Below are 21,681 nucleotides of genomic sequence, written 5' to 3' on the forward strand. Positions count from 1 at the left end.
CGGTTTTGCTGACGGCCGGATTTGTCCGGTTTAGTCCCGGATGACAACGTTGTCTATTCGAAGATGCTGGTTTTGTGACAGGGTTCGTGAACCGCTGGCATGCCGGCAATGGCGCGGCGCAGCGCGATTTGCCGCGTGAAATCGATTACCTGTCGCGACAGCGGCGTCGATCGCGGTGTTGCACCGCGAGAGCACGGAATCGGTGGACCAGGACGTCCTTGTCCCGTAGTGACAACGTGGTCAGTAGTCAGCCTAGCTGTTTGATCCGGATGCTGCGGAACCAGATCTGGATCGGCGGCGTGCCCTTGTCCTCGCCGCCCTGCAGGGAGATGTGGCCACGCTGGAACTTCGCGAAGCCGGGCATCTTCGCGAACTTGGTCTTCGCCACCAGCGCATTCCATTCGGGCGTCCAGAGCGTCGTGTCGACCGTCTTGTGTCCGTTCTGGAAGAACTGCACGTGGCCGTGGTCGACGATGATCTCGACCTGGTTCCAGTTGCCGTGCTCGCGAACGCTTTCGATGTCCGACGAGATCAGGTCGAACAGGTCGCCCGAGCGCTCGTAGAGCGTGTAGCTGTCGGGCTTGGTGCAGACCAGGTCGGCGACCTGCAGTTCCGGGCCGGTTTCCCAGGTATTGCGATACTTCGGCGCTTCGCTGACGTTGAACATGATGCCGGCGTCGGCGCAGGCGGTCATCTTCCACTCGAGCTTCAGGTCGAAGTTCTCGTATTCGCCATCGGTGACGAGGTCGGCGAAATCCGCATCCGGTGCCTTCAGGTCGCGGTCCAGGCGGATGGCGCCGTCGGCGACGCTCCAGTCCTTGCCCGTGCCTTTCTGCTGGAAGGAGTGCCAGCCGGCGAGGCTCTTGCCGTCGAAAAGCAGCTTGTAGCCCTGGCCGCGCTCGGCATCCGAAAGCGTGTTCGGCGAGTCGGCCGCGTGGACGGGGAGGGCGATGAGGCAGGCGAGGGCTAGGGCCTTCGAACACGCACGCAGCATGGGGCGACTCCGGTGGGGGATATTCTGGATAGGCTTCAGGCGACCTTGCGGTACTGCTTGAGCGCCACGCCGACCTGTTCGACCAGCGGCGCCGTCAAGGCGGGTTCGCGCAGGGCCCTGAGGTGCGAGCGCAGCGAGCGCAGGTCCTGTTTCGCACCAAGGGCGTCGGACAGCTTCGCCATGGCACGGGTAGCGGCCTTGTCCTGCTTCGCGTGATGCGGCGCCGGCTTGCCGGCGGCACGCAGGACCCGGCGCCAGTACTGCAACTGCATTCGCAGCCTCCGGGCACGCCGACGCCAACGGTGCAGGCTGGCCGGCGCGGCATCCTTGCGCACGCGCTTGCCAGCGCGCTCGACGCGGCGATGGCCGGCCTTCAGCACCTCTTCCAGCAGCCCGCGCTTGACCGACCGCCACGGCAGCTTTTCGATGAGGTCGCCGATGTCGCGCACCTCATGCCTGCGCTTGAGGAACCGCGGATCCTTGTGCAGGGCCTCGACCAGGCGGCCGTCGCGTCTATTTTCCAACGTCCTGATCGCGGCGGCCCATGCAGGCGACGGGCGCGGCCCAGCCAGGCCATGGGCGAGGGTCACCGCGACGTGGGCGTCGCGCAGGGGCGACAGGCCGCGGGCCAGCTTGCCGATCCGCGCTTCGATGTCAGCCAGTGGCTCGCCGAAGACATCCGCGCCCAGCCGCAGCAGGCTCTTCAGCCGCCGCAGGCCCTTACGCGCCGCGTGGATCCCGCCGTGGCGGTCCTTGGTGTTGGCCAGGGCGCGTGCGATGGTCCGGCATTCGCGCGAGGCGAACAGGGCCAGGGCGGTAGGAATGCTGGGCTTCACGGTATTCGGAGGCATCCGGTCGTATATACCACGGCGGACGCCGCCGCGGCGTCACGTGGGCTGACACCAGATGGTCACACGGGCTTGTTAGTTCTGGGCGGGTCCCGATGGGAGTCACGCGATGAACAGCACCGTTTTGACCGAACAGGCCGCAGGGTCCCCGCAGACCCGCCTGGTCAGCCTCGTTGTCTTTGGCGGCGTGCTCCTCGCCGCGGCCATCTATGTCGGCTCCCAGCTAGGCCACGACCTGACCGTCGCGCCGACCGGGCCGACCTTCGAATACGTATTGCTGGGCATCGCACTGCTGATTGCCCTCGGTTTCGAATTCGTCAACGGCTTCCACGACACCGCGAACGCCGTCGCCACCGTGATCTACACGCGGTCGCTGCCGGCGACCTTCGCCGTGGTCTGGTCGGGAAGCTGGAACTTCATTGGCGTGCTGATCTCCAGTGGCGCCGTGGCCTACGCGGTGCTGCAGCTGCTGCCCATCGCGCTGGTGCTGAACGTGGGCTCGGGCATCGGCTTCGCGATGGTCTTCGCGCTCCTCATCGCCGCGATCATCTGGAACCTCGGCACGTGGTGGCTGGGTTTGCCCTCGTCGAGTTCGCACACGCTGATCGGCTCGATCATCGGCGTTGGCATCATGAACCAGATGATGAACCCGGGCGACGCCAACGCGGCGGTCGACTGGAGCCAGGCGCTGAGCGTCGGCAAGTCCCTGCTGTTTTCACCCCTGATCGGCTTCGCCGCGGCGTACCTGCTGCTGCTCGCGCTGAAGACCTTCGTCAAGGTGCCTGAGCTCTACGCCGAACCGCACGGCGACAAACCGCCGCCGTTCTGGGTGCGCAGCCTGCTGATCCTGACCTGCACCGGCGTGTCCTTCGCCCACGGCTCGAACGACGGCCAGAAGGGCATGGGCCTGATCATGCTCATCCTGATCGGCACCGTGCCCAGCGCCTATGCACTGAACAAGGCGGTGACCGCGGACGAGACCCAGACCTTCGTCTCGGTGGCGCACCACGCCAGCGAGACGTTGTCGAAATACGCACAGGGTGCGACCGTGAGCGGCTCGCCGCGCAGCGAAATCGAGCACTACATCCAGACCCATGACGCCACGCCGCAGACGATGGCCGCGCTCACCGCGTTGACCAGCACGATTGCCGGCCAGGTCGGGCAGCGTAGCTCGCTGGCCGACGTGCCGCAGCACGAGATCAACAACGTGCGCAACAACATGTACCTCAGCTCCGAAGCGCTGCGCCTGATGGCGAAGTCAAAGCAGCCAGCGTTCTCGGCGGACGACCAGGCGGTGCTGGACAACTACCACGGCCTGCTCGACAAATCGACGAAGTTCATCCCGACCTGGGTGAAGGTGGCGGTTGCCATCGCACTGGGCCGGGGCACCATGGTGGGTTGGCGGCGCATCGTGCGCACCGTGGGCGAGAGGATCGGCAAGCAGCACCTGACCTATGCGCAGGGCGCGTCGGCCGAAGTCGTCGCGATGCTGACCATCGGCGCCGCCGACCGCTTCGGGCTGCCAGTCAGTACGACCCACGTGTTGTCTTCCGGCGTCGCCGGCACGATGACCGCGAACGGATCCGGGCTGCAATGGAACACGGTGCGCAACATGCTGCTGGCATGGGTGCTGACGCTGCCGGTGTCGATCGCGCTGGCGGCGTGCCTGTTCTGGATGCTGCGCCACGTCTTCGTCTGAGCGCGCTTCGTCGGGGAATGCCGCTGACGCTGTCGGGTTTCGCCTGCAAACGATCGGCCGGTTTGCTGACAGACGCCCATCGGCACCTCGATTAGCCTTTACATCGCTCCGCCAGCCAACGAGGTGGCGGGCTCCTAAAGGCTAATCAGAGGGAAAACGCCATGACTTCATCCCATCGGATGCGCCGTCGCACCTGCGTTGCGGACGCATCCAGTTCAGCCCCGAGCCTCTCTGCTCCCCGCGAAACCCACGTTCAGATGCCTGCGCGCGTCCGTTCCGTTTCCGAAGCACGTATTCGGGAAGGCATACTCGAGACGGCCTTTCTCCTTTCTGGCCCGAACCGCGACCACCTGCTGGCAAGCATTGCGGAACTCCGCGCCGGCAAGGGTGTTGAACACGCGCTTGTCGATTTCGCGGACTAACCCATCCATGGCAAGGAAGCTGATCTTCAGTCCCCGCGGCTGGAGGGACTACCAATCGTGGATCGATGACCGGAAAGCGATTCGACGGGTAAATACCCTGATCAGGGATGCTCTGCGGACACCGGATAGCGGAGCGGGGAAACCTAAACCGCTATCCGGCGACCTGCAGGGACTCTGGTCACGCAGGATCGATGAGGAACATCGCCTGGTCTACGTCTCCCGTGACGATTCGATCGAGATTGCGATGTGCAGGACGCATTACCAATGATTCCTGCTATCAGTCGTTCGCCATCAGTGCGAGCAGGTCGTTCTGGATCGTCGTGCTGTAGGCGTCGAGCGGAAGGTCGTTCGGCATGACGTCGAACGGGTCTTCGATCTGGTCGCCAAGCGCATCCAGGCCGAAGAACGTGTAAGCGAGGATCGCCACCACCGCCGGCGTGAACCAGCCAAGTACGCCGACGAGGCAGAACGGCAGGAAGAAGCAGTAGACGTACACCGATCGATGCAGCATCAGGATGTACGAGAACGGGATCGGCGTGCCGCGGATGCGCTCGCACCCACCCAGGACATGCGACAGCGAACTGACCTTGGCATCGATGCTTGCGAGCAGGATTGGATCGACATGCCCGGCGCGGGCGGCGTCGGCTAGTCCCACGCCCAACCGATGCAGCAGGAAAGCCGGCCGGTTCGGCGCAACCGCGATTGCATCCGCTAGCCGCGGTGACAACCAGCGCGCGAGGTCGCGCGTCGCGTCCGTGCCGCGCAGGTGATGGCGCAGGGCGTGGGCGAAGGCGATCACCATGCCGATCAGGCGGGCGCGTTCCTCCGCCGCCGCTCCCGGAAGGAAGGCGCGGACCTGGCGGGCCAGGTCGCGCGACGAGATCAGCAGCTCACCCCAGAGGTTCCGCGCTTCCCACCAGCGCTGGTAGGCCACGGTGTTGCGAAACCCCAGGAAGATGGCGAGGGTCAGGCCCATCAGGGTGAGCGGCGTTGCGTTCAGGCCGCCACCGAACCAGCCATAGCGCAGGTCGAGTACCGCGATGACCAGCGACAAGAGCACGGTGAAGGCGAGCCGCCACACGATCACCGGCATGATCGTGCCGCGATAGGCGAAGAGGAGCGATCCGATGCGTGGTGCGCGGGTGCTGTGGGTCATGCCGGTTATTCCACTCCGGAAGGCGCCAGCTTGCATTGGGCGTTTTGCCGCAGGCCTGGATCAGGTGGGCGTCGCGCCTGTGTCGCCCGACTCGTCCGCCTTACGCCGGCGGCGCTTCGGGGCGGGCTGGGCCAGCAGGGACTGCAGGTAGGCCACCCCTTCTTCTTCCGGAAACCACGCCACCACGTCGGCTACGCTCAGGTCGTATTGCAGGCGCAGGGTTTCGAACGCGAGGCGTGCGTCGGCCAGGGGATCGACCCGCACGGTTTTTGGACGCCCAGGTTTTCGCTTCGCGACGGGCGCTGCCGCCGCCGGCTCCGGCTGGCGGACGGCTTGCTGGCGCTCGAGTGCGGCGAGTTCGTCCTGGAACTGTCTGAAGTCGTATTTGCCGGACGAGTTCATCGCTCAAATCTGCAGAAACGTGGTCTCTAGTGTGCCACGAGCTGGCGTGGGAAATCTGAGAATCCCGACCTTTTCCACTGCGATGTGTCTCAAAAATAGGGTGCCAAACCGCCAGACGCGCCAGGCACCCTGGGCGAATCAGGGGACGCGGGCTTCCGCACCCGAGGAAATGTCGTCCGCATTGTTCCGCTTGAACACGTCCCTGGCGACATCGCGCTGGTGGCCTGTATCGGTATGCACCGAGATCAGGATGCTGCCCTCCCGAACCTTGGCGTCATAGCGCTTGGCCTCGAATTCCGGGATGCCCATGCCGACCAGGGCGCCGATGATGCCGCCCGTGGCGGTACCCACGGCAGCGCCGCCGAGGGCGGCCATGATCGGGCCGGCGGCGATGAACGGGCCGACCCCGGGGATGGCAAGGGCACCGATGCCGGCCAGCCAGCCCAGGCCGGCGCCGAGGCCTAGCCCGACCACGCCGCCGGTGGTCGCGCCTTCAGGCGCCTTGGTGTGGTGCTCGTGGGCGAAATCGCGGGTGCCGCGACGGTCCGGCAGCAGGGCAGAGATGTCGTCACTGGTGAAACCGGCCTGCTTCAGTTCGAGCACGATGTGTTCGGCCTGCTCGACCGTGCGGGTGGTGCAATAGACGGACGCATTCATGGGCATTCCTCGCTGGGGTCAGTGCTTGATATCGAGCTGGTTGTCGACCGTGGTGACGCCTGGCGTGCCCTTGGCGAGCTGCTCGATACGCGACTTCTCGGCGACATCCTTGACCGGACCACGCAGGGTGACGGTGCCGTTGGCGGCGATGAGCTTCACGTTGTGCGCCATGGTCGACAGGCTGTCGTCACCGACGATGGCCTTGCGCACGGCGGCCGCGACCTTGATGTCGGCGGCATCGTTAGGCTGGTCGATCGGCGTCGCGTGGTCGCCGGCTCGGTCGCGCTGGTTGATCTGGCTGTTATCGACTTTCGACGCATCCTGGGCGAGCAGGGGAGCCGAGGCGCCGGCGAGCAGCAGGACAGTGAGGATGGCGCGTGGATTCACGGCGGCTCTCCGCGTGGGGACGAGGCCGCAGTACGCAGCAACCGGCGTGAACCACCGGTGCAGCGCGTGTCCAGAGCGGGGCAACCACGCCGCGGCGTGGCGCGACGGTTCAGCCGGCGCCGCGCCGGGCTGGGCGCGCGGGGGCTGCCGACGCAACGTGGCAAGTCAGTGCGCATGACCGTGGGCCCCTTGCGGTCGCCGTGTTCCCTCCCGTAGTTTCCCCTGCATCCGGTTCTGGGCAGGAGGCTAGCTGTGACCGTGAAAAATAAACTCGTGGCGTGTGCATTGCTGCTCGCTTCGCCATCCTGTTGGGCCGAGGCGCAGTCGTTTGCGATGGATCATGCAAGTGTGGACGTAGCTTCTTGCCAGGATGTCGCGGTGAAGGAGCGCATGTTTTCGTGTCATCGCATCGAACGCGGCACCGGGTATGTCGTCGCGACTCGACAGTACTGGCCACCCCGGCGATCCGATGACGATGCCTTTGAGAAGGTCACCGTTGTCTTCCAGTCGAAGCCCAACCGGGGGGATAAGCTGGATGTGGCAAGGAACGGGGTAGCGGTTTTCTTCAGCGCGGGTCCGAGTTCCTTTCCTGGCAATCACGGCTGCTACGGAGCCGCACGGGATGGCGTGGTTGACGTCGTCAGTGTGTCGGAATCGGCGATACGGGTTCTGGTGTCGGCCACGATTGACGTTCAGAGCCCGCTCGGTTTCCAGGGCGAATGCCAGCCGAAGAAAATGCTGAAGCGGGAGATTACCGCTCGGGTGGCGCGAGTTGATGACCTGACCACGTGGCGTGGCCGCAAGGATGGCTCGCCGGATGCGTGGGACGAAGCGCACCCTTGATCGGCGTGGCGCGACGGTTCAGCCCGCGCGGAACGTCACGACGAGCACGTCGCGGTGCGAGGCCTTGCCGGGGTCGAGCGGGGTCACCGGCGTCACGCCGTGGAACACGCGCGGATCGTGGATCAGGGCGGCATCGAACGGCTGCTTCAGGGTGAATTCGCCGAGGGCACGACCGTCCGGGGCATGGATCGTGGTGGTGCCACTGGCGATGTTTTCCCGGTCGACCAGCAACACCAGCACGTAATCGACACCGTCGCGATGGCTGCCTTCCGGCGTGGGTTCCCCCGCCGCGCCCGCGGTCGCCTCGATCCGGAACTGGTGCACTTCGATGTGCCAGTGCGCGACGTCGGGCGAAAGGCCACCGAAGAAATCGCGGCAGAAATCGAGGATCGCCGTCATGCTGGCGCCCGTGGCCACCTCCGGGAACACCGGCTGGAACCAGCGCTCGATGTCGCCCTGCAGCGTGTTGTAGGCCAGGGTCTGGAAGTGCGCCTGGTGGCCGCGCGGCTCGACCCGGCCGAAGCGCTCGGCGGCGTAGACGGCGTGGCGGCGACGGCGGAAGCGCCCGGTGGCGGCCAGATAGGTGTCCGGTTCCAGCGCGTTCCAGCTGGCCGCGAAGGCGTTCCAGTCACCCAACGAAGCCGTGTGGCTGACCAGGTCGCGCATCGTGTCGCCCTGTACGAAGGCGAATCCGTCATCGCGCAGCTGGTCGTGGAGGGAAAGTTCGATCGCTTCGAGGGGGGCGTTCATTGCGCGCAGTATACGCCTCGGGTCACGGGGCGGTGAGCACCTGCGGCTTGTCCAGGGCGCCAAGCAGGCCGCTATCGCGGTCGTAGATGTCGTTCTTGAACGACAGCCTGCCGTCTTCGTCCACGTCGACCGTCCAGTACGCCAGCAGGATCGGCACGGACGTGGGCAGGGTGACGTTCTGGGTCTTGCCGTCGGCGATGCGCGCGTCGATGGCGTCGCGGTTCCACTTCTGGTCGTCGTTGAACAGCAGTTGGACCAGGTCCAGCGGGTGCTCGACGCGGATGCAGCCCGAGCTGGTATCGCGGCGTGCCTTCGCGAACAGCTCCCGGTGCGGCGTGTCGTGCAGGTAGACCGCGAACGAGTTGGGGAAGCGGATCACCACCTGGCCGAGCGAATTGCCCGCACCGGCGTCCTGTCGAAGGGTGATGCCGCGCGGGTTGGACCAGTTCACGCTCGACGCGGGAATCGTATTGCCCGCGCTGTCGAGGACGCGGATGCGGTTGTTGGCGAGGTAAGCGGGGTTGGCGCGGATCTTCGGCAGGACGTCGTTCTTGAGGATCGTGGGCGGCACGGTCCAGGTCGGATTGAAGGTGACGTAGGTGATGTCCGAACGGAAGATCGGCGTGCTGCGATAGGGCTTGCCCACCTGCACGCGCGACTTCCACACGGGATTGCCGTCGCGGTAGAAGGTGACCTTGAATCCGGCGACGTCGACGACGACGAAGGTGGTCGGCAAGGCATGCAACAGCCAGCGCGCACGTTCGAGGTTGGCGCGCACCTGGCCGATGCGCTGGGTGAGCGGCACGTTCATCGCGGCCAGCGTGTCGGCGCCGACGGCACCGTCGGTATCCAGCCCGTGGTCCGCCTGGAAGCGCTTCACTGCATCGGTCACCGGGTTGTCGTAGTGCTGGCCGTGGGCCAGCGTCTGGTCGAGGTAGCCCTCCGCGACCAGACGCGCGCGCAGGCTGGATACGCGTGGATCTTTCATGCCTGGCTTCAGCGACGGGCCGTCGGGCACGGGCGGCCACTCGCCGCCGGCGGCGGCCGACGCGCGCAGCCGGGCAAGGCCGTCGCGCAGTTGCGCGTAAAGGGGATGCTGGGGCCGGGCCATGGCGAAGGCCTGGTCGACCGAGCGCTCGTCGATCGAGGTCTCGAGCATGGCCAGGCCCTGCTGTGGGTCGATCGCCAGCGGGTCGATGTTCCAGACCGGATCGAGCCGGGTCGGGTCGACCTTGCCGCGGGCGAGCTGGACCAGCGCGGTGATGTAGGCCCGGGTGGCCAGTAAGTCAAAATCGGCATGTTGTTCCGGACTGGCGTCCTTGAAGCCGGGAGCCTGGTAGGTCGCGCGCAGCGCATCGAGGCCGTAATCCTGCGGATTCAGCCCGTCGCCCTCGACCGAGGCCAGCCCGGCGAACAGCGCGTCGACGTTCTGGCTATCCGACCAGGCAGCAGCGAAATGGCGTTGCGTATAGAAATCCGACAGGGCCTTGCTCACCGCGGCGTGCTTGCGGGTGATCGGGCCGCCTTCGATCGGAGTCATTGCCTGGATGCGACCGAAGATCGCCTGGCCCACGGGATCGTCGGCCGGTGGTGGCTGCGGCAGGGCGACGCTGGCCGATGACCCCGGCGCTGGGGCGACGATCGGCGGCGGGCTGGCCGCCGAACCCGGCGACGGCGGGGTCTGCGTCTTGCCGCACAAGGGCAGGGCGGTCGTGAGGAGGAACATGGCGAGCGCACCATGCAACCGCTTTTCCATAGTCATTGCCTATTGCTTCCAGAACAACGCGCGGTGGTTGCTACACGCTTTCACATATATGAATGGCACAGATGTGACGATCTTGTGGTCAATAAATGATCACCGCGTTAGGATCGGCCGGTCTCATATGTATCCCGGCTGGCCTGATGACCCGATCGATTCGTGCGCTTCTTGCGTCCGCGCCGCTCCTTGGCGCCCTTGCTCTCCTTCCCCAGGCACACGCCGCCGACTCGCTCGGCGATGCGCTGGCCCGACTGGCTCCCGCCGCCGATCCCAAGGTGATCGGACTCGCCGTGCAGGCTGCGGAGTGCGCGCAGAGCCAGGGTGGCCCGCAGTCCAGTCGGCTCGCCGTGATCGATTACTCAAAGCCCTCGTCGCAGCCGCGCCTGTGGGTGTTCGATACAGTGAACCGCAAGCTGCTCTTCCAGGAGCTGGTCGCGCACGGCAAGAACAGTGGCGACGCTTCATCGACGAAGTTCTCCAATGCCCCGGAAAGCCTGGCGTCGAGCATCGGCCTGTTCCGCACCTCCGATACGTACATGGGAAAGAACGGCTATTCGTTGCGCATGACCGGACTGGAGCAGGGCGTGAACAACAACGCGCTGGCCCGGGCGATCGTGATCCATGGCGCCGCCTATGTGAGCGAGACCATGGCGCGCGCGGCAGGCCGGATCGGTCGTAGCTGGGGCTGCCCGGCGGTGAGCAAGGCGGTCGCGCACAAGCTGATCGATACGCTGAAGGGCGGCCAGATGGTGTTCTCCTACTATCCGGACCAGCGCTGGCTGGGCTCGTCCAGCTACCTGAAATGCAGCAACAACCAGCTGGCGAAGGCCGAGGCCAACCTCGGCAATCACATCGGAACCTGATCTCCGCGCGCGTCCTCGGCTAGAATCCCGGGGACCTCACCGTGGAATCCAGCATGAAACACGTTCTTGCGATCGCCGGCACCCTTCTCCTCGCCGGCTGCGCCACCAGCGGCATGAAAGACACCTTGCCGAAGCTCAGCAGCAAGACGGACAAGTCCGTGCCGGCGTACGTCCAGTGCGTGGTGCCGAAGTGGCAGGCGCTGTCGAAGGACGCCAAGGGTGATGCGAAGGACGACAAGGGCGTCGTGACCTCCGGTTCCGACGGCAAGCACGAGCGCCTGGAGATCACCGCCAACGGCTCCGGTGCCCTCGTGGTCATGCGCGAACTGCAGAAGACCAAGAACAACGAATACGACGGCACCTTCCGCGACGAAGCCATCTCCTGCCTGTAACCGCCAGCTCCCTGTGTAGGAGCGCACCTGTGCGCGAACCCTCGGGTTGGGATGGGGCGAATGATGGATTGCGTTGATCGGGATTACATTGATCGGGATTGCATTGATCGGGATTGCATTGATCGATGCGGATCGCACCAGTCCATACGCATATCCCATCCCCCATCGCGCGCAGGCGCGCTCCTACACGAGCAGCGGCTGGACTAGCGTCTCGGTGTCGTTCTTCGGTGACCCCACTGCCTTCGGCACGGGGTAATAGACCAGCTCCGGTTCCGTCGCCGCCTCCAGTAGCGGCAACGCCACGTCCGCCGGTGCGAACAGCCAGTCTTCCCACGCATCCGGCGCGAGGATCACCGGCTGGCGGTCGTGGATATCCCCGCCGACCTTGCCCGGCTCGCCGGTGATGATCGTGTACGTGCGCAGCGGCTCGCCGTCCACGCCACGCCAGGCCTCCCACAAGCCGGCGAACAGCATCAGCTCGCCACCGGGTGGCTTGATGAAGTAGGGCTGCTTGCTGCCTTTCTCGCCCTGCCACTCGAAGTACCCCGACGCGGGCACCAGGCAACGGCGCTTCTTCACCGCGGCGCGGAAGGCCGGCTTCTCGGCCAGGCCTTCGCGACGGGCGTTGATCATCCGGCTGCCGATCGACACGTCCTTCGCCCACGAGGGCACCAGACCCCAGCGACTGAGCCCGACCTCGGCCTGCCCATCGCCGCCCGTGACGACCAGCGCGCGCTGGGTCGGCGCGATGTTGAAGCGATCCTCGCGCTGGTTGATCTCGCTGGCGAGGTCCAGTTCCAGCCGTTCGAGCACGTCACGGGCTTCCCGCGACAGGCTGGCCGGTCCATAGGTGGCATAGCGTCCGCACATGGCCCGAGCATACGACGCGCCGGGCATGGCTGGCGCGACGGGCAAGCGACCGTTGGATTCAGCCGCGGGGGCGCGACTCGCGGGCGCGGTCGATGGCGTCCAGCAGCTGCGAGCGATCGAACGGCTTTTCAAGGAAAACAGCGCTGAGCGGGAACGGCTCGAGGTCCTCGGGCATCCGGCTGGAGACCACGACGATCGCCGTCCTGGGACGCTCGCGCAGCACCGCCTGGAGCAGGGCCGTGCCACGACGTTCGCCGGGCGTGTCCGCGTGGATCACGATCAGCGACAGGTCGGGCATGTTCTGGAAGGCGCGCTTGGCGTCGCGATAAGTCACCGTGGCCCGCGCCGCATAGCCGGCATCGTCCAGCACCATCGCCACGGTTTCGGCGACCATGCTGGCGCGATCGAAGACAAGGGCGTCGGGACGTAGGCTCATGGCGCGATTGTAAGCCCCACCTGCCACGTTCGTGCAGATTTCGCGCAGGTCAGCCGACGGGTGTTTCCGGCGGCCACTCGCTGTTGATCGACTTCACCCGGGCCATCAGGTCGCGCACTTCCTGGTTGCGGTCGGCGATCCGGCGTTCTTCCGCCGCTTTCTGCGCGGCGTAGTCGCGGTTGGTACCCTGGACGGCTTCATGGACCAGCCGGCAGGTGTCCTCCACATGGGCGGCACGGGTGTGGAAGCCAAGCCGGTCGGCGATGATCTCCATGCGCAGGCCGGGGTGGGTCTGTTCCAGGGCGCGGGCGCGCACGGCGAAGAACTGCTGCCACTCACGCTCGGGGGCACCACTGAGAACCGCCTCAACGCGCGGAATGTCCGGGCGGTCGAACTGGTCGATGTCATCGACGGCCTCGAACGATTCGATGTCGATCCAGTCACGGCTGGCCATGCGCGCTTCCTTGAAGGTATGTGGTGGGCAGGTTCGGGGGCGCATTGTTGGGTCCTTGGCGTGGAAACGGCGTCACGGCACTTCACCTGGGTTGCACGCTTGCGAAAGAATGCTGTGCCAAGCCCCCAGGGAGACACCTGCCATGCGTTACCTTGCCTTTGCCGGCCTTGCCTTGCTCGCCGGCTGCGCCACCCAGAACGACCGCCACGTCGGCATCCACGACGTGCTCTCCAGCACCACCTTCAAGTACCAGGATGCCGCCGACGGCGACGCCACCCTGACCATCGTCCGCGACCAGGGCCTGTGGGGCGCCGGTTGCTCCAGTGCGATCTATGTCGACGACCAGGCCGTGGCGGATATGGAGATCGGCCAGCAGCTGGTCCTGCACGTGCCCTCGGGCAGCCGCAAGTTAAGCGTGATGCCGCACGGCGCATGCAGCAGCGATCGGGTGGACGTGGATGCCACCGTGGGCCAGGGCGAGACGAAAACGTTTTCGATTCCCGCCAGCGGCATAGGCCTTGGCGCGCAGGCGGCACCGAAGGCCTGAATCGATCAAAAAATCCTTGTCATTGGCGACGCGAAGGCGCAAAAATCCCCTGTGACCGCCCCGCGTCGCCATACGGGAGACCCGTGATATGCATCGACGCATCGTTGGCCAGTACTGTGTCGAGGTGCGTACGCTCCGCAATCCTGCTGGTTTGTGGAAGGCCGCCTATATCGTCGAGCACGCGCATGCGGGCCCGCGCGATTTCGTCATGATCACGCTGCTGGAAGAGTTCCTCGACGAGCGTGCCGCCGTCGACGCCGCCATGGACAAGGGCTGCCAGCACGCTGGCTGGCTTGCCGCCGCGCGCAACGCCTATTCCCCCTGAGTTCGTTCGCCCGGGCGTGACCGCCGTGGGCACCTCGCCGTAACGGAGCCGCGACGAGGCCACACCTACGTTCGGGCCATGGAGGGCGATGGGCCCTCCCGTCGCGGAGCGCCTCCCTTGGCACGCACCACCCTCTACCTTCCGTTCAATGCCGCGCCGCGTGGCCAGTGGATCGTGCGCCGGAACTACGACCTCGTCGGCCAGTTCCCCACCCAGGACGAAGCCCTCCGGCACGCCCATGCCTTGCTCACCGTCATCCGCGCCCAGCCGGGGCAGGATGCCGAGATCAAGGTGGAAGACGAGCGTGGCCTGTGGCGACTGGAGGCCGAAGTCGCCAGCTGACGGGCTGTCAGGCGGCCCGGGACGCGCCGTCGCAGGATTTGAGATCAGTCTCGGCGATAACGGGCACCCCCACGTGTCCGAGTCGCCATGGCCGCCTACCTGCAAGCCCGACGCACCGACGAGGCCGACGCGGCCCTCGCTACCACCCATGACGGCCGCACGCTGGCCCACCGCCTGACGGACAAGTACGCCGACCGGGTCGCCTCGGCGTTCACCGTATTCGGCCGTCCCGGCGACTTCGTCCCGCTGCCCGACGACCTGCCGCCCCGGCTCGCGGCCGCGCTGACGGCGCGCGGCATCGACAAGCTCTACTCGCATCAGCAGGAGGCCTGGCAGGCGGCCCGTGCCGGCCGTAACGTGCTGGTGGCCACGCCCACCGCCTCGGGCAAGACGCTCTGCTACACCTTGCCGGTGATCTCCTCCGTGCTGGAGGCGGGCGCCAAGGCCCTGTACCTGTTCCCGACCAAGGCGCTGGCGCAGGACCAGGTGTCCGAACTGCTGGAGCTGAACCGGGCAGGGGATCTCGGCGTGAAGGCCTTCACCTTCGATGGCGACACCCCGGGCGACGCGCGGCAGGCGATTCGCCTGCATGGCGACGTGGTGGTCAGCAACCCGGACATGCTGCACCAGGCCATCCTGCCGCATCACACCAAATGGGCGCAGTTCTTCGAAAACCTGCGCTACGTGGTGATCGACGAGATCCACACCTACCGCGGCGTGTTCGGCTCGCACCTCGCAAACGTGCTGCGCCGGCTCAGGCGCATCTGCGCGTTTTACGGCGTGCGTCCGCAGTTCGTGCTGTGTTCCGCCACCATCGGTAACGCGCAGGAGCATGCCGAGGCGCTGATCGAAGATGACGTGCTGGCGATCGCACGCAGCGGCGCACCCAGTGGCGACAAGCACGTGCTGTTGTGGAACCCGCCGGTGGTCAACCCCGACCTCGGCCTGCGCGCGTCCGCACGCTCGCAGACCAACCTGATCGCCCGCGTCGCGATCAAGGCGAAGATGAAGACACTGGTGTTCGCCCAGTCGCGCCTGATGGTCGAGGTGCTGACCAAATACCTCAAGGACGTGTTCGACCACGACACGCGCAAGGCGCCGCGGATCCGTGCCTATCGCGGCGGCTACCTGCCGACCGAGCGGCGCGAAGTGGAGCGAGAGATGCGCGCGGGCAACGTCGACGGCATCGTGTCGACCTCGGCGCTGGAGCTGGGCGTGGATATCGGCAGCCTCGACGCCGTGGTGCTGAACGGCTATCCCGGCTCTATCGCCGCGACATGGCAGCGTTTCGGTCGTGCCGGGCGCCGCCAGCAGCCGTCGCTGGGCGTGCTGGTAGCGACCAGTGCACCGCTGGACCAATACCTGATGCGCCATCCGGCTTTCCTCACCGAGGCGACGCCGGAGCACGCCCGGATCCAGCCCGACCAGCCGCTGATCCTGCTCGACCATATCCGCTGCGCGGCGTTCGAGCTGCCGTTCATCGGTGGCGACCCGTTCGGTCCGAACGACGCCGAGCCTTACCTGCAGGTGCTGCAGGAAGCCGAGGTATTGCATCGCGAGGGCGAACGCTGGGAGTGGATCGCCGACAGTTACCCGGCCAACGCGGTCAGCCTGCGTTCGGTCGCCGACGGCAATTTCGTCGTGGTCGATCGCACGGAAGGGCGGCAGAAGATCATCGCCGAAGTGGACTATTCCGCCGCGGCGCTGACCCTTTACGAGGGCGCGATCCACATGATCCAGAGCGTGCCCTACCAGGTGGAACGGCTGGACTGGGAGGGACGCAAGGCCTACTGCACGCGCACCCATGTCGACTACTACACCGACGCCATCGACTACACCAAGCTCAAGGAACTGGAGTGTTTCGACGGGGCGAAGGCGGGGGAGGGCAGTGCACGGCACGGCGAGGTGCACGTGGTACGGCGTGTGTCCGGTTACAAGAAGATCCGTTACTACACGCACGAGAACATCGGCTATGGCCCGGTGAACCTGCCCGACCAGGAACTGCATTCCACGGCGGTGTGGTGGCAGTTGCCGCAGGCCGTGCTGGATGAGGTATTCCGTTCGCGCCAGCATGCGCTGGATGGCTTCCTCGGCGCGGCGTACGCGCTGCACACGGCGGCCGTCGTCGCCGTGATGGCCGAGGCGCGTGACCTGCAGAAAGCGGTGGGCTCCGGCGATGGTGGCTGGTCCGCGCAGGTGGATGCCGGTGGCCGTGGGCAGATCCGCGCACCGGATGGTTCGCTGGCGCTCCCCGATGCGTTCGACCGCTTCCTGCCCACGGTCTATCTCTACGATAACTTCCCCGGCGGCGTCGGCCTCAGCGAGCCGTTGTTCCGGCGCGCACCGGAGCTGGTCCGTGACGCGCTGGCGTCGGTACTGGGCTGCGAGTGCAAGGCCGGCTGCCCGGCCTGCGTCGGGCCCGTGCTCGCCGCCGACGAGCACCGCGAAGCGACGCCCAGGGCCCTGGCGGCGAAGGTGCTCGAGTTGCTTGGAGCGCAGGCGTGAGCGACCTTGCCGCGCGACTGAAGGCGCTTCGTGCGCAGGCCGGGGTCAGGCAACCGGTGGTGGCGAAACCTGCGCCCGCCAAAGCCCCAGCCACCGTCGACCTTGCCGCGTTGCGGCGCATGGCTGGCGTGCGCGATCGACTGGGCCTGGTCCGCGCCGTGCCGTCGCGCCCGGCGACACGCGAGGTACCCGGCGAGGAAATCGCCCCCGGGCTGCGCCTGCTGGAGCAGCACTTCGCGTGGCCGGAGCCGCCCGAAGAGTTCGACCTGGCCTTCGCGCGCCTCACCACGGCGCGGCGCGAACACCTGCTGCATTTCGATACCGAGACCACCGGCCTCGCCGGCGGCACCGGTACGCGCGCTTTCATGATCGGCGCCGCCGACTGGGTCGGCGGCCGCCTGCGCGTACGCCAGCTGTACATGACCAGCATGGCGGCCGAGACGGCCATGCTCAGCGAGTTCGCCCGCTGGGTGCATGCCGACACGGTGCTGGTCAGTTACAACGGCAAGTCCTACGACGCGCCGCTGTTGTCGACGCGATACCGACTGGCGCGCCTGGCCAACCCGCTGGTGGGGCTGGTGCACGTCGACCTGCTGCACCCGATGCGCCGCCGTTATCGCCAGGTGTGGGAGAACTGCCGCATGCAGACCGCCGAGCGAAAGCTGTTGCGCATCGTGCGCGAGGATGACCTGCCGGGATCGGAAGCGCCGCGCGCCTGGCTGACCTATCTGCGCGGCGGCTCGTCGACCGACCTGGTACGCGTCGCCGAGCACAACCTGCAGGACGTGCGCAGCCTCAGTGGACTGCTGATCGAGGCACACGGCTGGGCCGCGCGGGATGCGCAGGACGCTTCGCTGGCCAGTAACGAAAAATAGACGCCGTGCCGCGCACGCTCCCGGATGCTTCCGGTGGCGAGGAGACGAGGCATGAACGAAGCAATGAAACCGTGCGACCACGTGGGTTGTGGATGCAAGGTCCCCGTGTCGCGCGACTACTGCAGCGAAAGCTGCCGCATGGCAGCCGAATCGCAGAATGTGGGCAGCGCCTGCGAATGCGGCCACGCCGAATGCCAGCAGCGACACTGATCCAGCGGAGGTACGCCAGATGACGAACGACGACAAACAATCGACCCCGGGTTACAAGGAAGAAAACCCCAAGCCGCACAGCGGCAAGGATCGCGTCCCGGGCGAAGGGCATCCGAAAGAACACCAGAACATGCCCGACAAAAAGCCCGGCAAACAAGGATCTTAAGCAAGATCTCTCTGTAGGAGCGCGCCTGCGCGCGACAGGGTCAACGTCACCCCCCATCGCGCGCAGGCCAGGCCCCGGGACAGGCCTTACGCAGCCTTGCGCAGCAACCCACCAATCCCCGCCACCGCACCATCAATGGCCTTGGCCTTGTTCTCATCGCCCATTGCCACGCCTTCGGCGCGGACGACCTCGATATCGGTGACGCCAAGGAAGCCCAGCACGGCACGCAGGTACGGCTCCTGGAAGTCCATGCCGGCGGCCGGACCGGCGCTGTACACGCCGCCGCGGCTGGACGCGATGATCACGCGCTTGCCGCCTGCAAGGCCCTGCGGGCCGTTCGCGGTGTAGCTGAAGGTCTTGCCGGCGACTGCGATGCGGTCGATCCAGGCCTTAAGCGAGCTGCTGATGCCGAAGTTGTACATCGGCGCACCGATCACGACGACCTCGGCCGCCAGGAACTCTTCCATCACCTTGTCGGCTTCGGCGGCATTCGGGTCGTTTTCGCCAGCCGGCATCGCCCAATGGGCCAGCGGGGCGGCGTGGACGTCACGGTAGGTGACCTCGGTGCCCGGATGGTGCTGGACGAACTCCGCGACGATCGCCTGGGTCAGGCCGCGCGAGACGGAATAGGCGCCCAGGGCGCTGGCGTCGATGTGAAGGAGTTTCATGGGAAGGTCCTCAGTCAGGGGTCCCACCGTCGGTGGGTATGGCGAGCAAGGTACCCTTCGGACAATCAATTGATTAGTCGGTCTGGAGTAGACTGATTGTTCTGGCTAGGAAACGACCGAAGGATCCCTGATGGAAGGCGCCCTGCAAGACCTCAACGACCTCTATTTCTTCGCCTCCGTGGTCGAACATGGCGGTTTCTCGGCCGCCGGACGCGCCCTGGGCATCCCCAAATCGCGTCTTTCCAAGCGGATCGCCCAGTTGGAAGACCGGCTCGGCGTGCGCCTGCTGCAGCGGACCACCCGCCGTTTCGTGGTCACCGAGATCGGCGAACGCTTCTACCAGCACTGCCGGGCGGTGCTGGAAGAGGCGAAGGCGGCCCAGGATGCCGTCGACGAGCTGCGCACCGAGCCGCGCGGCGTGGTCCGCATCAGCTGCCCGATCTCCATCGCCCAGAACATCCTCGGACCGATGCTGCCGGCCTTCATGCTGGAGCATCCGAAGGTCCAGGTGCGCCTCACCGCGACGAACCGCCGGGTCGACCTGATCGGCGAGGGCTACGATATCGCCGTCCGCGTACGCGAGAAGCTCGACAGCGACGCCACCCTGGTCCTGCGCAGCATCGGCTATGCGCGGAGCCTGCTGGTGGCCAGCCCGAAGTTCCTCGACAGCCACGGCCGGCCCAAATCGCTGGAGGAACTGGCCCAGCTGCCGGCCCTGTCGATGTACGAGCACGAAGGCGCCCAGGTCTGGGAACTGGTCGACGCGCATGGCAAGAAAGCCGCCGTGGAGGTCAAGCCGCGGCTGGTCAGCGGCGATTTCACCGTGCTGATCTCGGCCGCCGTGCAGTGCTGCGGCGTGGCCCTGCTGCCGGAAGACTACTGTGCGCCGATGCTGACCAACGGCCAGCTGGAGTGGGTGTTGCCGGAATACACCACGGCCCAGGGCACCTTGCATTTCGTTTATCCGAGCCGCCGCGGCCTGCTGCCGGCGGTGCGCAGCTTCGTCGATTTCCTGGCCGAACGGCTGCCCAAGGCCCAGGCCGAGTTCCACAAGGATTGCGAGAAGGTCGCGCTGGATCCCTCGAGCAGGGGGGCGATCGCCATGCAGCGCATGTTAGGATCGGCGGATACGGCCGCGTTTGGCCGTCCAAACGAATAAGGGCGTTCGATGCAGGTCGAAACCAAGCTTCCCAAGGTCGGCACGACCATTTTCAGCGTGATGAGCCAGCTCGCGCTCGAGCACAAGGCGGTGAACCTCGGCCAGGGCTTTCCTGATTTCGAGCCGCCGCCGGCGTTGCGCGAGGCGATCACCCGGGCCATGGCCGAGGGCAAGAACCAGTACGCGCCCGGCGTCGGCATCGCGAAGCTGCGCGAGCAGATCGCGCTGAAAACCGAGCGCCTCTACGGCCACCGGGTGAGCCCGGATACCGAGGTCACGGTCACCTCCGGTGCGACCGAGGCCCTGTTCTCGGCGATCGCCGCGGTGGTCCGCGCCGGCGACGAAGTCATCGTGTTCGACCCGTGCTACGACAGTTACGAGCCCGCGATCGAGCTGCAGGGCGCGACCGCCGTGCATATCCCGCTGGAACTGCCCTCGTTCGGCATCGACTGGCAACGCGTGCGCGATGCGATCACGCCGAAGACGCGGATGATCCTCGTCAACTCGCCGCACAACCCGTCCGGCGCGGTGCTGTCGCGTGGCGACCTCGACGAGCTGGCCGCGATCATCCGCGACACGCCGATCGTCGTGCTGTCCGACGAAGTCTACGAGCACATCGTGTTCGACGGCGCCGAGCACCAGAGCGTGCTTCGCCACGAGGAACTCGCCGCGCGCAGCATCGTCGTGTCGTCGTTCGGCAAGACCTACCATTGCACCGGCTGGAAAGTCGGCTACGCGGTGGCGCCGAAGGCGCTGACGGCCGAATTCCGCAAGGTGCACCAGTACCTCACCTTCTGCACCTTCCATCCAGCGCAGGTGGCGTTCGGCGAATTCCTTGAAACGTCGCCCGAGCACTACCTCGAGCTGCCGACGTTCTACCAGGCCAAGCGCGATCGTTTCCGCGCACTGCTGGCCCCGTCGCGGCTGAAGCTGCTCGACGTCCCGGGTGGCTACTTCCAGTTGGTCGACTACACCGCCATCCGCGACGTGGACGACATCAACTTCAGTGAGTGGCTGGTCCGCGAAGGGGGCGTCGCCGCCATCCCGCTCAGCCCGTTCTATGAAAGCGCGCCGGACACACGGCTGGTCCGGCTGTGCTTCGCCAAGAACGACGCCACGATGGAAGCCGCCGCGGAGCTGCTGTGCAAACTCTGACCGTCACCCTGGTGCAAGGCGCGACCCGCTGGCATGACGCGCCGGCGAACCGCGAGTACTACGGACGCCTGGTTCGCGGCGCGGCGCAGAGCGACCTCATCGTGCTGCCGGAGACCTTCCTCTCCGGCTTCACCAACGACACGCTCGGCAATGCCGAGACCATGGACGGCGAAAGCGTGGCCTGGCTGCGGGCACTCGCCACCGAGGTGAAGGCCACCGTCACCGGCAGCCTGGTGATCCGCGAGGGCGAGACGGTATTCAACCGGCTGATCTGGGCGTCACCGGATGGCTCGATGGCGTATTACGACAAACGCCACCTGTTCCGCATGGCCGGCGAACACACGCGCTACGGCGGCGGCAACGAGCGACTCATCGTCGAGTTGAACGGGTGGCGGATCCTGCCGCAGGTCTGCTACGACCTGCGTTTCCCGGTGTGGCTGCGCAACGGCCGCAACGAGGCGGCAGCGGGAGGCATGGATTACGACCTGGCCCTGTTCGTGGCGAACTGGCCGGCGCCACGCCGCCAGCCCTGGCGCACGCTGTTGCGCGCCCGCGCCATTGAGAACCTGGCCTACGTCATCGGCGTGAACCGCGTCGGCGTGGACGGCAACGACCACCCTTACGCGGGCGACAGTGCCGTGATTGATCCGGTCGGTGAGCCGCTGGTGGAGCTGGGCGCGCTGGAACAGGTCGTGACGCTGGCGATCGATCCCGCGCCGCTGCAGGCCCACCGCGAACGCTTCCCCGCGTGGATGGACGCCGACCGCTTCAGCCTCCAGGCCGACTGACCCGCCCAG

At 66.4% G+C, this 21,681-nt stretch carries 27 protein-coding genes; 15 read left to right on the forward strand and 12 right to left on the reverse strand.

From position 1 onward, the window contains the following. Nucleotides 1–247: 247 nt before the first annotated feature. Entirely contained in the window at nt 248–994 is a 747-nt protein-coding gene (locus KPL74_05350) for a DUF1080 domain-containing protein (GenBank protein QWT21428.1), read from the reverse strand. Nucleotides 995–1,029: 35 nt separating this feature from the next. After that, entirely contained in the window at nt 1,030–1,845 is an 816-nt protein-coding gene (locus KPL74_05355; GenBank protein QWT21429.1) for a CHAD domain-containing protein, read from the reverse strand. Nucleotides 1,846–1,951: 106 nt separating this feature from the next. Between KPL74_05355 and KPL74_05360 the strand changes: the two genes are divergently transcribed. The 3 genes from KPL74_05360 to KPL74_05370 all read left to right on the forward strand — a co-directional run bounded on the left by KPL74_05360 (nt 1,952) and on the right by KPL74_05370 (nt 4,231). After that, nucleotides 1,952–3,541 (forward strand): inorganic phosphate transporter, encoded by a 1,590-nt coding sequence (locus KPL74_05360; protein ID QWT21430.1) that lies wholly within the window; start codon nt 1,952–1,954, stop codon nt 3,539–3,541. A 161-nt stretch (nt 3,542–3,702) separates the two neighbouring features. Beyond that, on the forward strand, nt 3,703–3,963 hold the full coding sequence (locus KPL74_05365) for a hypothetical protein (protein QWT21431.1): 261 nt from the start codon (nt 3,703–3,705) through the stop codon (nt 3,961–3,963). Between the two features lie 7 nt (nt 3,964–3,970). Next, nucleotides 3,971–4,231, forward strand: a complete 261-nt coding sequence (locus tag KPL74_05370; protein ID QWT21432.1) for a Txe/YoeB family addiction module toxin — start codon at nt 3,971–3,973, stop codon at nt 4,229–4,231. Between the two features lie 9 nt (nt 4,232–4,240). Here the strand turns inward: KPL74_05370 and KPL74_05375 are convergent, their stop codons facing one another. The 4 genes from KPL74_05375 to KPL74_05390 all read right to left on the reverse strand — a co-directional run bounded on the left by KPL74_05375 (nt 4,241) and on the right by KPL74_05390 (nt 6,565). Next, on the reverse strand, nt 4,241–5,119 hold the full coding sequence (locus tag KPL74_05375; GenBank protein ID QWT21433.1) for a bestrophin family protein: 879 nt from the start codon (nt 5,117–5,119) through the stop codon (nt 4,241–4,243). A 60-nt stretch (nt 5,120–5,179) separates the two neighbouring features. Further along, nucleotides 5,180–5,521, reverse strand: coding sequence for a hypothetical protein (locus tag KPL74_05380; protein ID QWT21434.1), 342 nt, complete (start codon nt 5,519–5,521; stop codon nt 5,180–5,182). A 138-nt stretch (nt 5,522–5,659) separates the two neighbouring features. Beyond that, nucleotides 5,660–6,178, reverse strand: coding sequence for a low temperature-induced protein (locus tag KPL74_05385; GenBank protein QWT21435.1), 519 nt, complete (start codon nt 6,176–6,178; stop codon nt 5,660–5,662). Nucleotides 6,179–6,196: 18 nt separating this feature from the next. Next, entirely contained in the window at nt 6,197–6,565 is a 369-nt protein-coding gene (locus KPL74_05390) for a BON domain-containing protein (protein QWT21436.1), read from the reverse strand. Between the two features lie 252 nt (nt 6,566–6,817). Here KPL74_05390 and KPL74_05395 point away from each other — a divergent pair, with 252 nt between their 5' ends. Continuing rightward, entirely contained in the window at nt 6,818–7,408 is a 591-nt protein-coding gene (locus tag KPL74_05395; GenBank protein QWT21437.1) for a hypothetical protein, read from the forward strand. Nucleotides 7,409–7,426: 18 nt separating this feature from the next. Here the strand turns inward: KPL74_05395 and KPL74_05400 are convergent, their stop codons facing one another. Together KPL74_05400 and KPL74_05405 are read right to left on the reverse strand one after the other, a co-directional pair. Then, complete coding sequence (locus tag KPL74_05400; GenBank protein ID QWT21438.1) at nt 7,427–8,158, reverse strand: 2OG-Fe dioxygenase family protein; 732 nt, start codon at nt 8,156–8,158, stop codon at nt 7,427–7,429. 22 nt (nt 8,159–8,180) lie between these two features. After that, nucleotides 8,181–9,920, reverse strand: coding sequence for a L,D-transpeptidase family protein (locus KPL74_05405; protein ID QWT21439.1), 1,740 nt, complete (start codon nt 9,918–9,920; stop codon nt 8,181–8,183). 140 nt (nt 9,921–10,060) lie between these two features. Here KPL74_05405 and KPL74_05410 point away from each other — a divergent pair, with 140 nt between their 5' ends. Both KPL74_05410 and KPL74_05415 read left to right on the forward strand, forming a co-directional pair. After that, entirely contained in the window at nt 10,061–10,780 is a 720-nt protein-coding gene (locus KPL74_05410; protein ID QWT21440.1) for a murein L,D-transpeptidase catalytic domain family protein, read from the forward strand. Between the two features lie 53 nt (nt 10,781–10,833). After that, complete coding sequence (locus KPL74_05415; GenBank protein QWT21441.1) at nt 10,834–11,172, forward strand: hypothetical protein; 339 nt, start codon at nt 10,834–10,836, stop codon at nt 11,170–11,172. A 183-nt stretch (nt 11,173–11,355) separates the two neighbouring features. On the opposite strand, the gene KPL74_05420 is transcribed toward KPL74_05415, so the two are convergent. From KPL74_05420 to KPL74_05430, 3 genes are read right to left on the reverse strand one after another with little or no spacing between them, the layout of a single operon-like run. Beyond that, entirely contained in the window at nt 11,356–12,042 is a 687-nt protein-coding gene (locus KPL74_05420) for an SOS response-associated peptidase (protein ID QWT21442.1), read from the reverse strand. A 58-nt stretch (nt 12,043–12,100) separates the two neighbouring features. After that, nucleotides 12,101–12,478 (reverse strand): hypothetical protein, encoded by a 378-nt coding sequence (locus tag KPL74_05425; protein QWT21443.1) that lies wholly within the window; start codon nt 12,476–12,478, stop codon nt 12,101–12,103. A gap of 49 nt (nt 12,479–12,527) precedes the next feature. Further along, entirely contained in the window at nt 12,528–12,932 is a 405-nt protein-coding gene (locus KPL74_05430; GenBank protein QWT21444.1) for a hypothetical protein, read from the reverse strand. Between the two features lie 142 nt (nt 12,933–13,074). Between KPL74_05430 and KPL74_05435 the strand changes: the two genes are divergently transcribed. From KPL74_05435 to KPL74_05460, 6 genes are all read left to right on the forward strand, one after another. After that, nucleotides 13,075–13,479: a hypothetical protein gene (locus KPL74_05435; GenBank protein QWT21445.1), complete on the forward strand. Its 405-nt coding sequence runs from the start codon at nt 13,075–13,077 to the stop codon at nt 13,477–13,479. An 88-nt stretch (nt 13,480–13,567) separates the two neighbouring features. Further along, nucleotides 13,568–13,804 carry a hypothetical protein gene (locus KPL74_05440; GenBank protein ID QWT21446.1) on the forward strand — a complete coding sequence of 79 codons (237 nt, stop codon included), beginning with the start codon at nt 13,568–13,570 and terminating at the stop codon, nt 13,802–13,804. Between the two features lie 117 nt (nt 13,805–13,921). Next, nucleotides 13,922–14,146: a hypothetical protein gene (locus KPL74_05445; protein ID QWT21447.1), complete on the forward strand. Its 225-nt coding sequence runs from the start codon at nt 13,922–13,924 to the stop codon at nt 14,144–14,146. An 87-nt stretch (nt 14,147–14,233) separates the two neighbouring features. Continuing rightward, entirely contained in the window at nt 14,234–16,651 is a 2,418-nt protein-coding gene (locus KPL74_05450) for a DEAD/DEAH box helicase (protein ID QWT21448.1), read from the forward strand. Continuing rightward, the gene (locus KPL74_05455; GenBank protein ID QWT21449.1) at nt 16,648–17,526 is read left to right on the forward strand and encodes a ribonuclease H-like domain-containing protein; all 879 of its coding nucleotides are present in this window, start codon (nt 16,648–16,650) and stop codon (nt 17,524–17,526) included. Before KPL74_05450 ends, KPL74_05455 begins: the two co-directional genes overlap by 4 nt. 229 nt (nt 17,527–17,755) lie before the next feature. Next, nucleotides 17,756–17,902, forward strand: coding sequence for a hypothetical protein (locus KPL74_05460; protein QWT21450.1), 147 nt, complete (start codon nt 17,756–17,758; stop codon nt 17,900–17,902). Between the two features lie 86 nt (nt 17,903–17,988). Here the strand turns inward: KPL74_05460 and KPL74_05465 are convergent, their stop codons facing one another. Continuing rightward, nucleotides 17,989–18,570, reverse strand: coding sequence for an FMN-dependent NADH-azoreductase (locus tag KPL74_05465; protein QWT21451.1), 582 nt, complete (start codon nt 18,568–18,570; stop codon nt 17,989–17,991). Between the two features lie 130 nt (nt 18,571–18,700). Between KPL74_05465 and KPL74_05470 the strand changes: the two genes are divergently transcribed. Genes KPL74_05470 through KPL74_05480 form a run of 3 tightly spaced genes read left to right on the forward strand, consistent with a single transcriptional unit; the run spans nt 18,701 to nt 21,672 of the window. After that, nucleotides 18,701–19,729 carry a LysR family transcriptional regulator gene (locus tag KPL74_05470; protein QWT21452.1) on the forward strand — a complete coding sequence of 343 codons (1,029 nt, stop codon included), beginning with the start codon at nt 18,701–18,703 and terminating at the stop codon, nt 19,727–19,729. A gap of 9 nt (nt 19,730–19,738) precedes the next feature. Next, a complete protein-coding gene (locus KPL74_05475) occupies nt 19,739–20,884 on the forward strand; it encodes a pyridoxal phosphate-dependent aminotransferase (GenBank protein ID QWT21453.1) in 1,146 nt (381 codons plus the stop codon). Further along, the gene (locus tag KPL74_05480) at nt 20,872–21,672 is read left to right on the forward strand and encodes an amidohydrolase (protein QWT21454.1); all 801 of its coding nucleotides are present in this window, start codon (nt 20,872–20,874) and stop codon (nt 21,670–21,672) included. The genes KPL74_05475 and KPL74_05480 overlap by 13 nt, the downstream gene beginning before the upstream one ends. The last annotated feature ends 9 nt before the right edge of the window (nt 21,673–21,681 follow it).

It is taken from the genome of Bacillus sp. NP157 (genome assembly GCA_018889975.1).
Lineage (GTDB): Bacteria > Pseudomonadota > Gammaproteobacteria > Xanthomonadales > Rhodanobacteraceae > Luteibacter.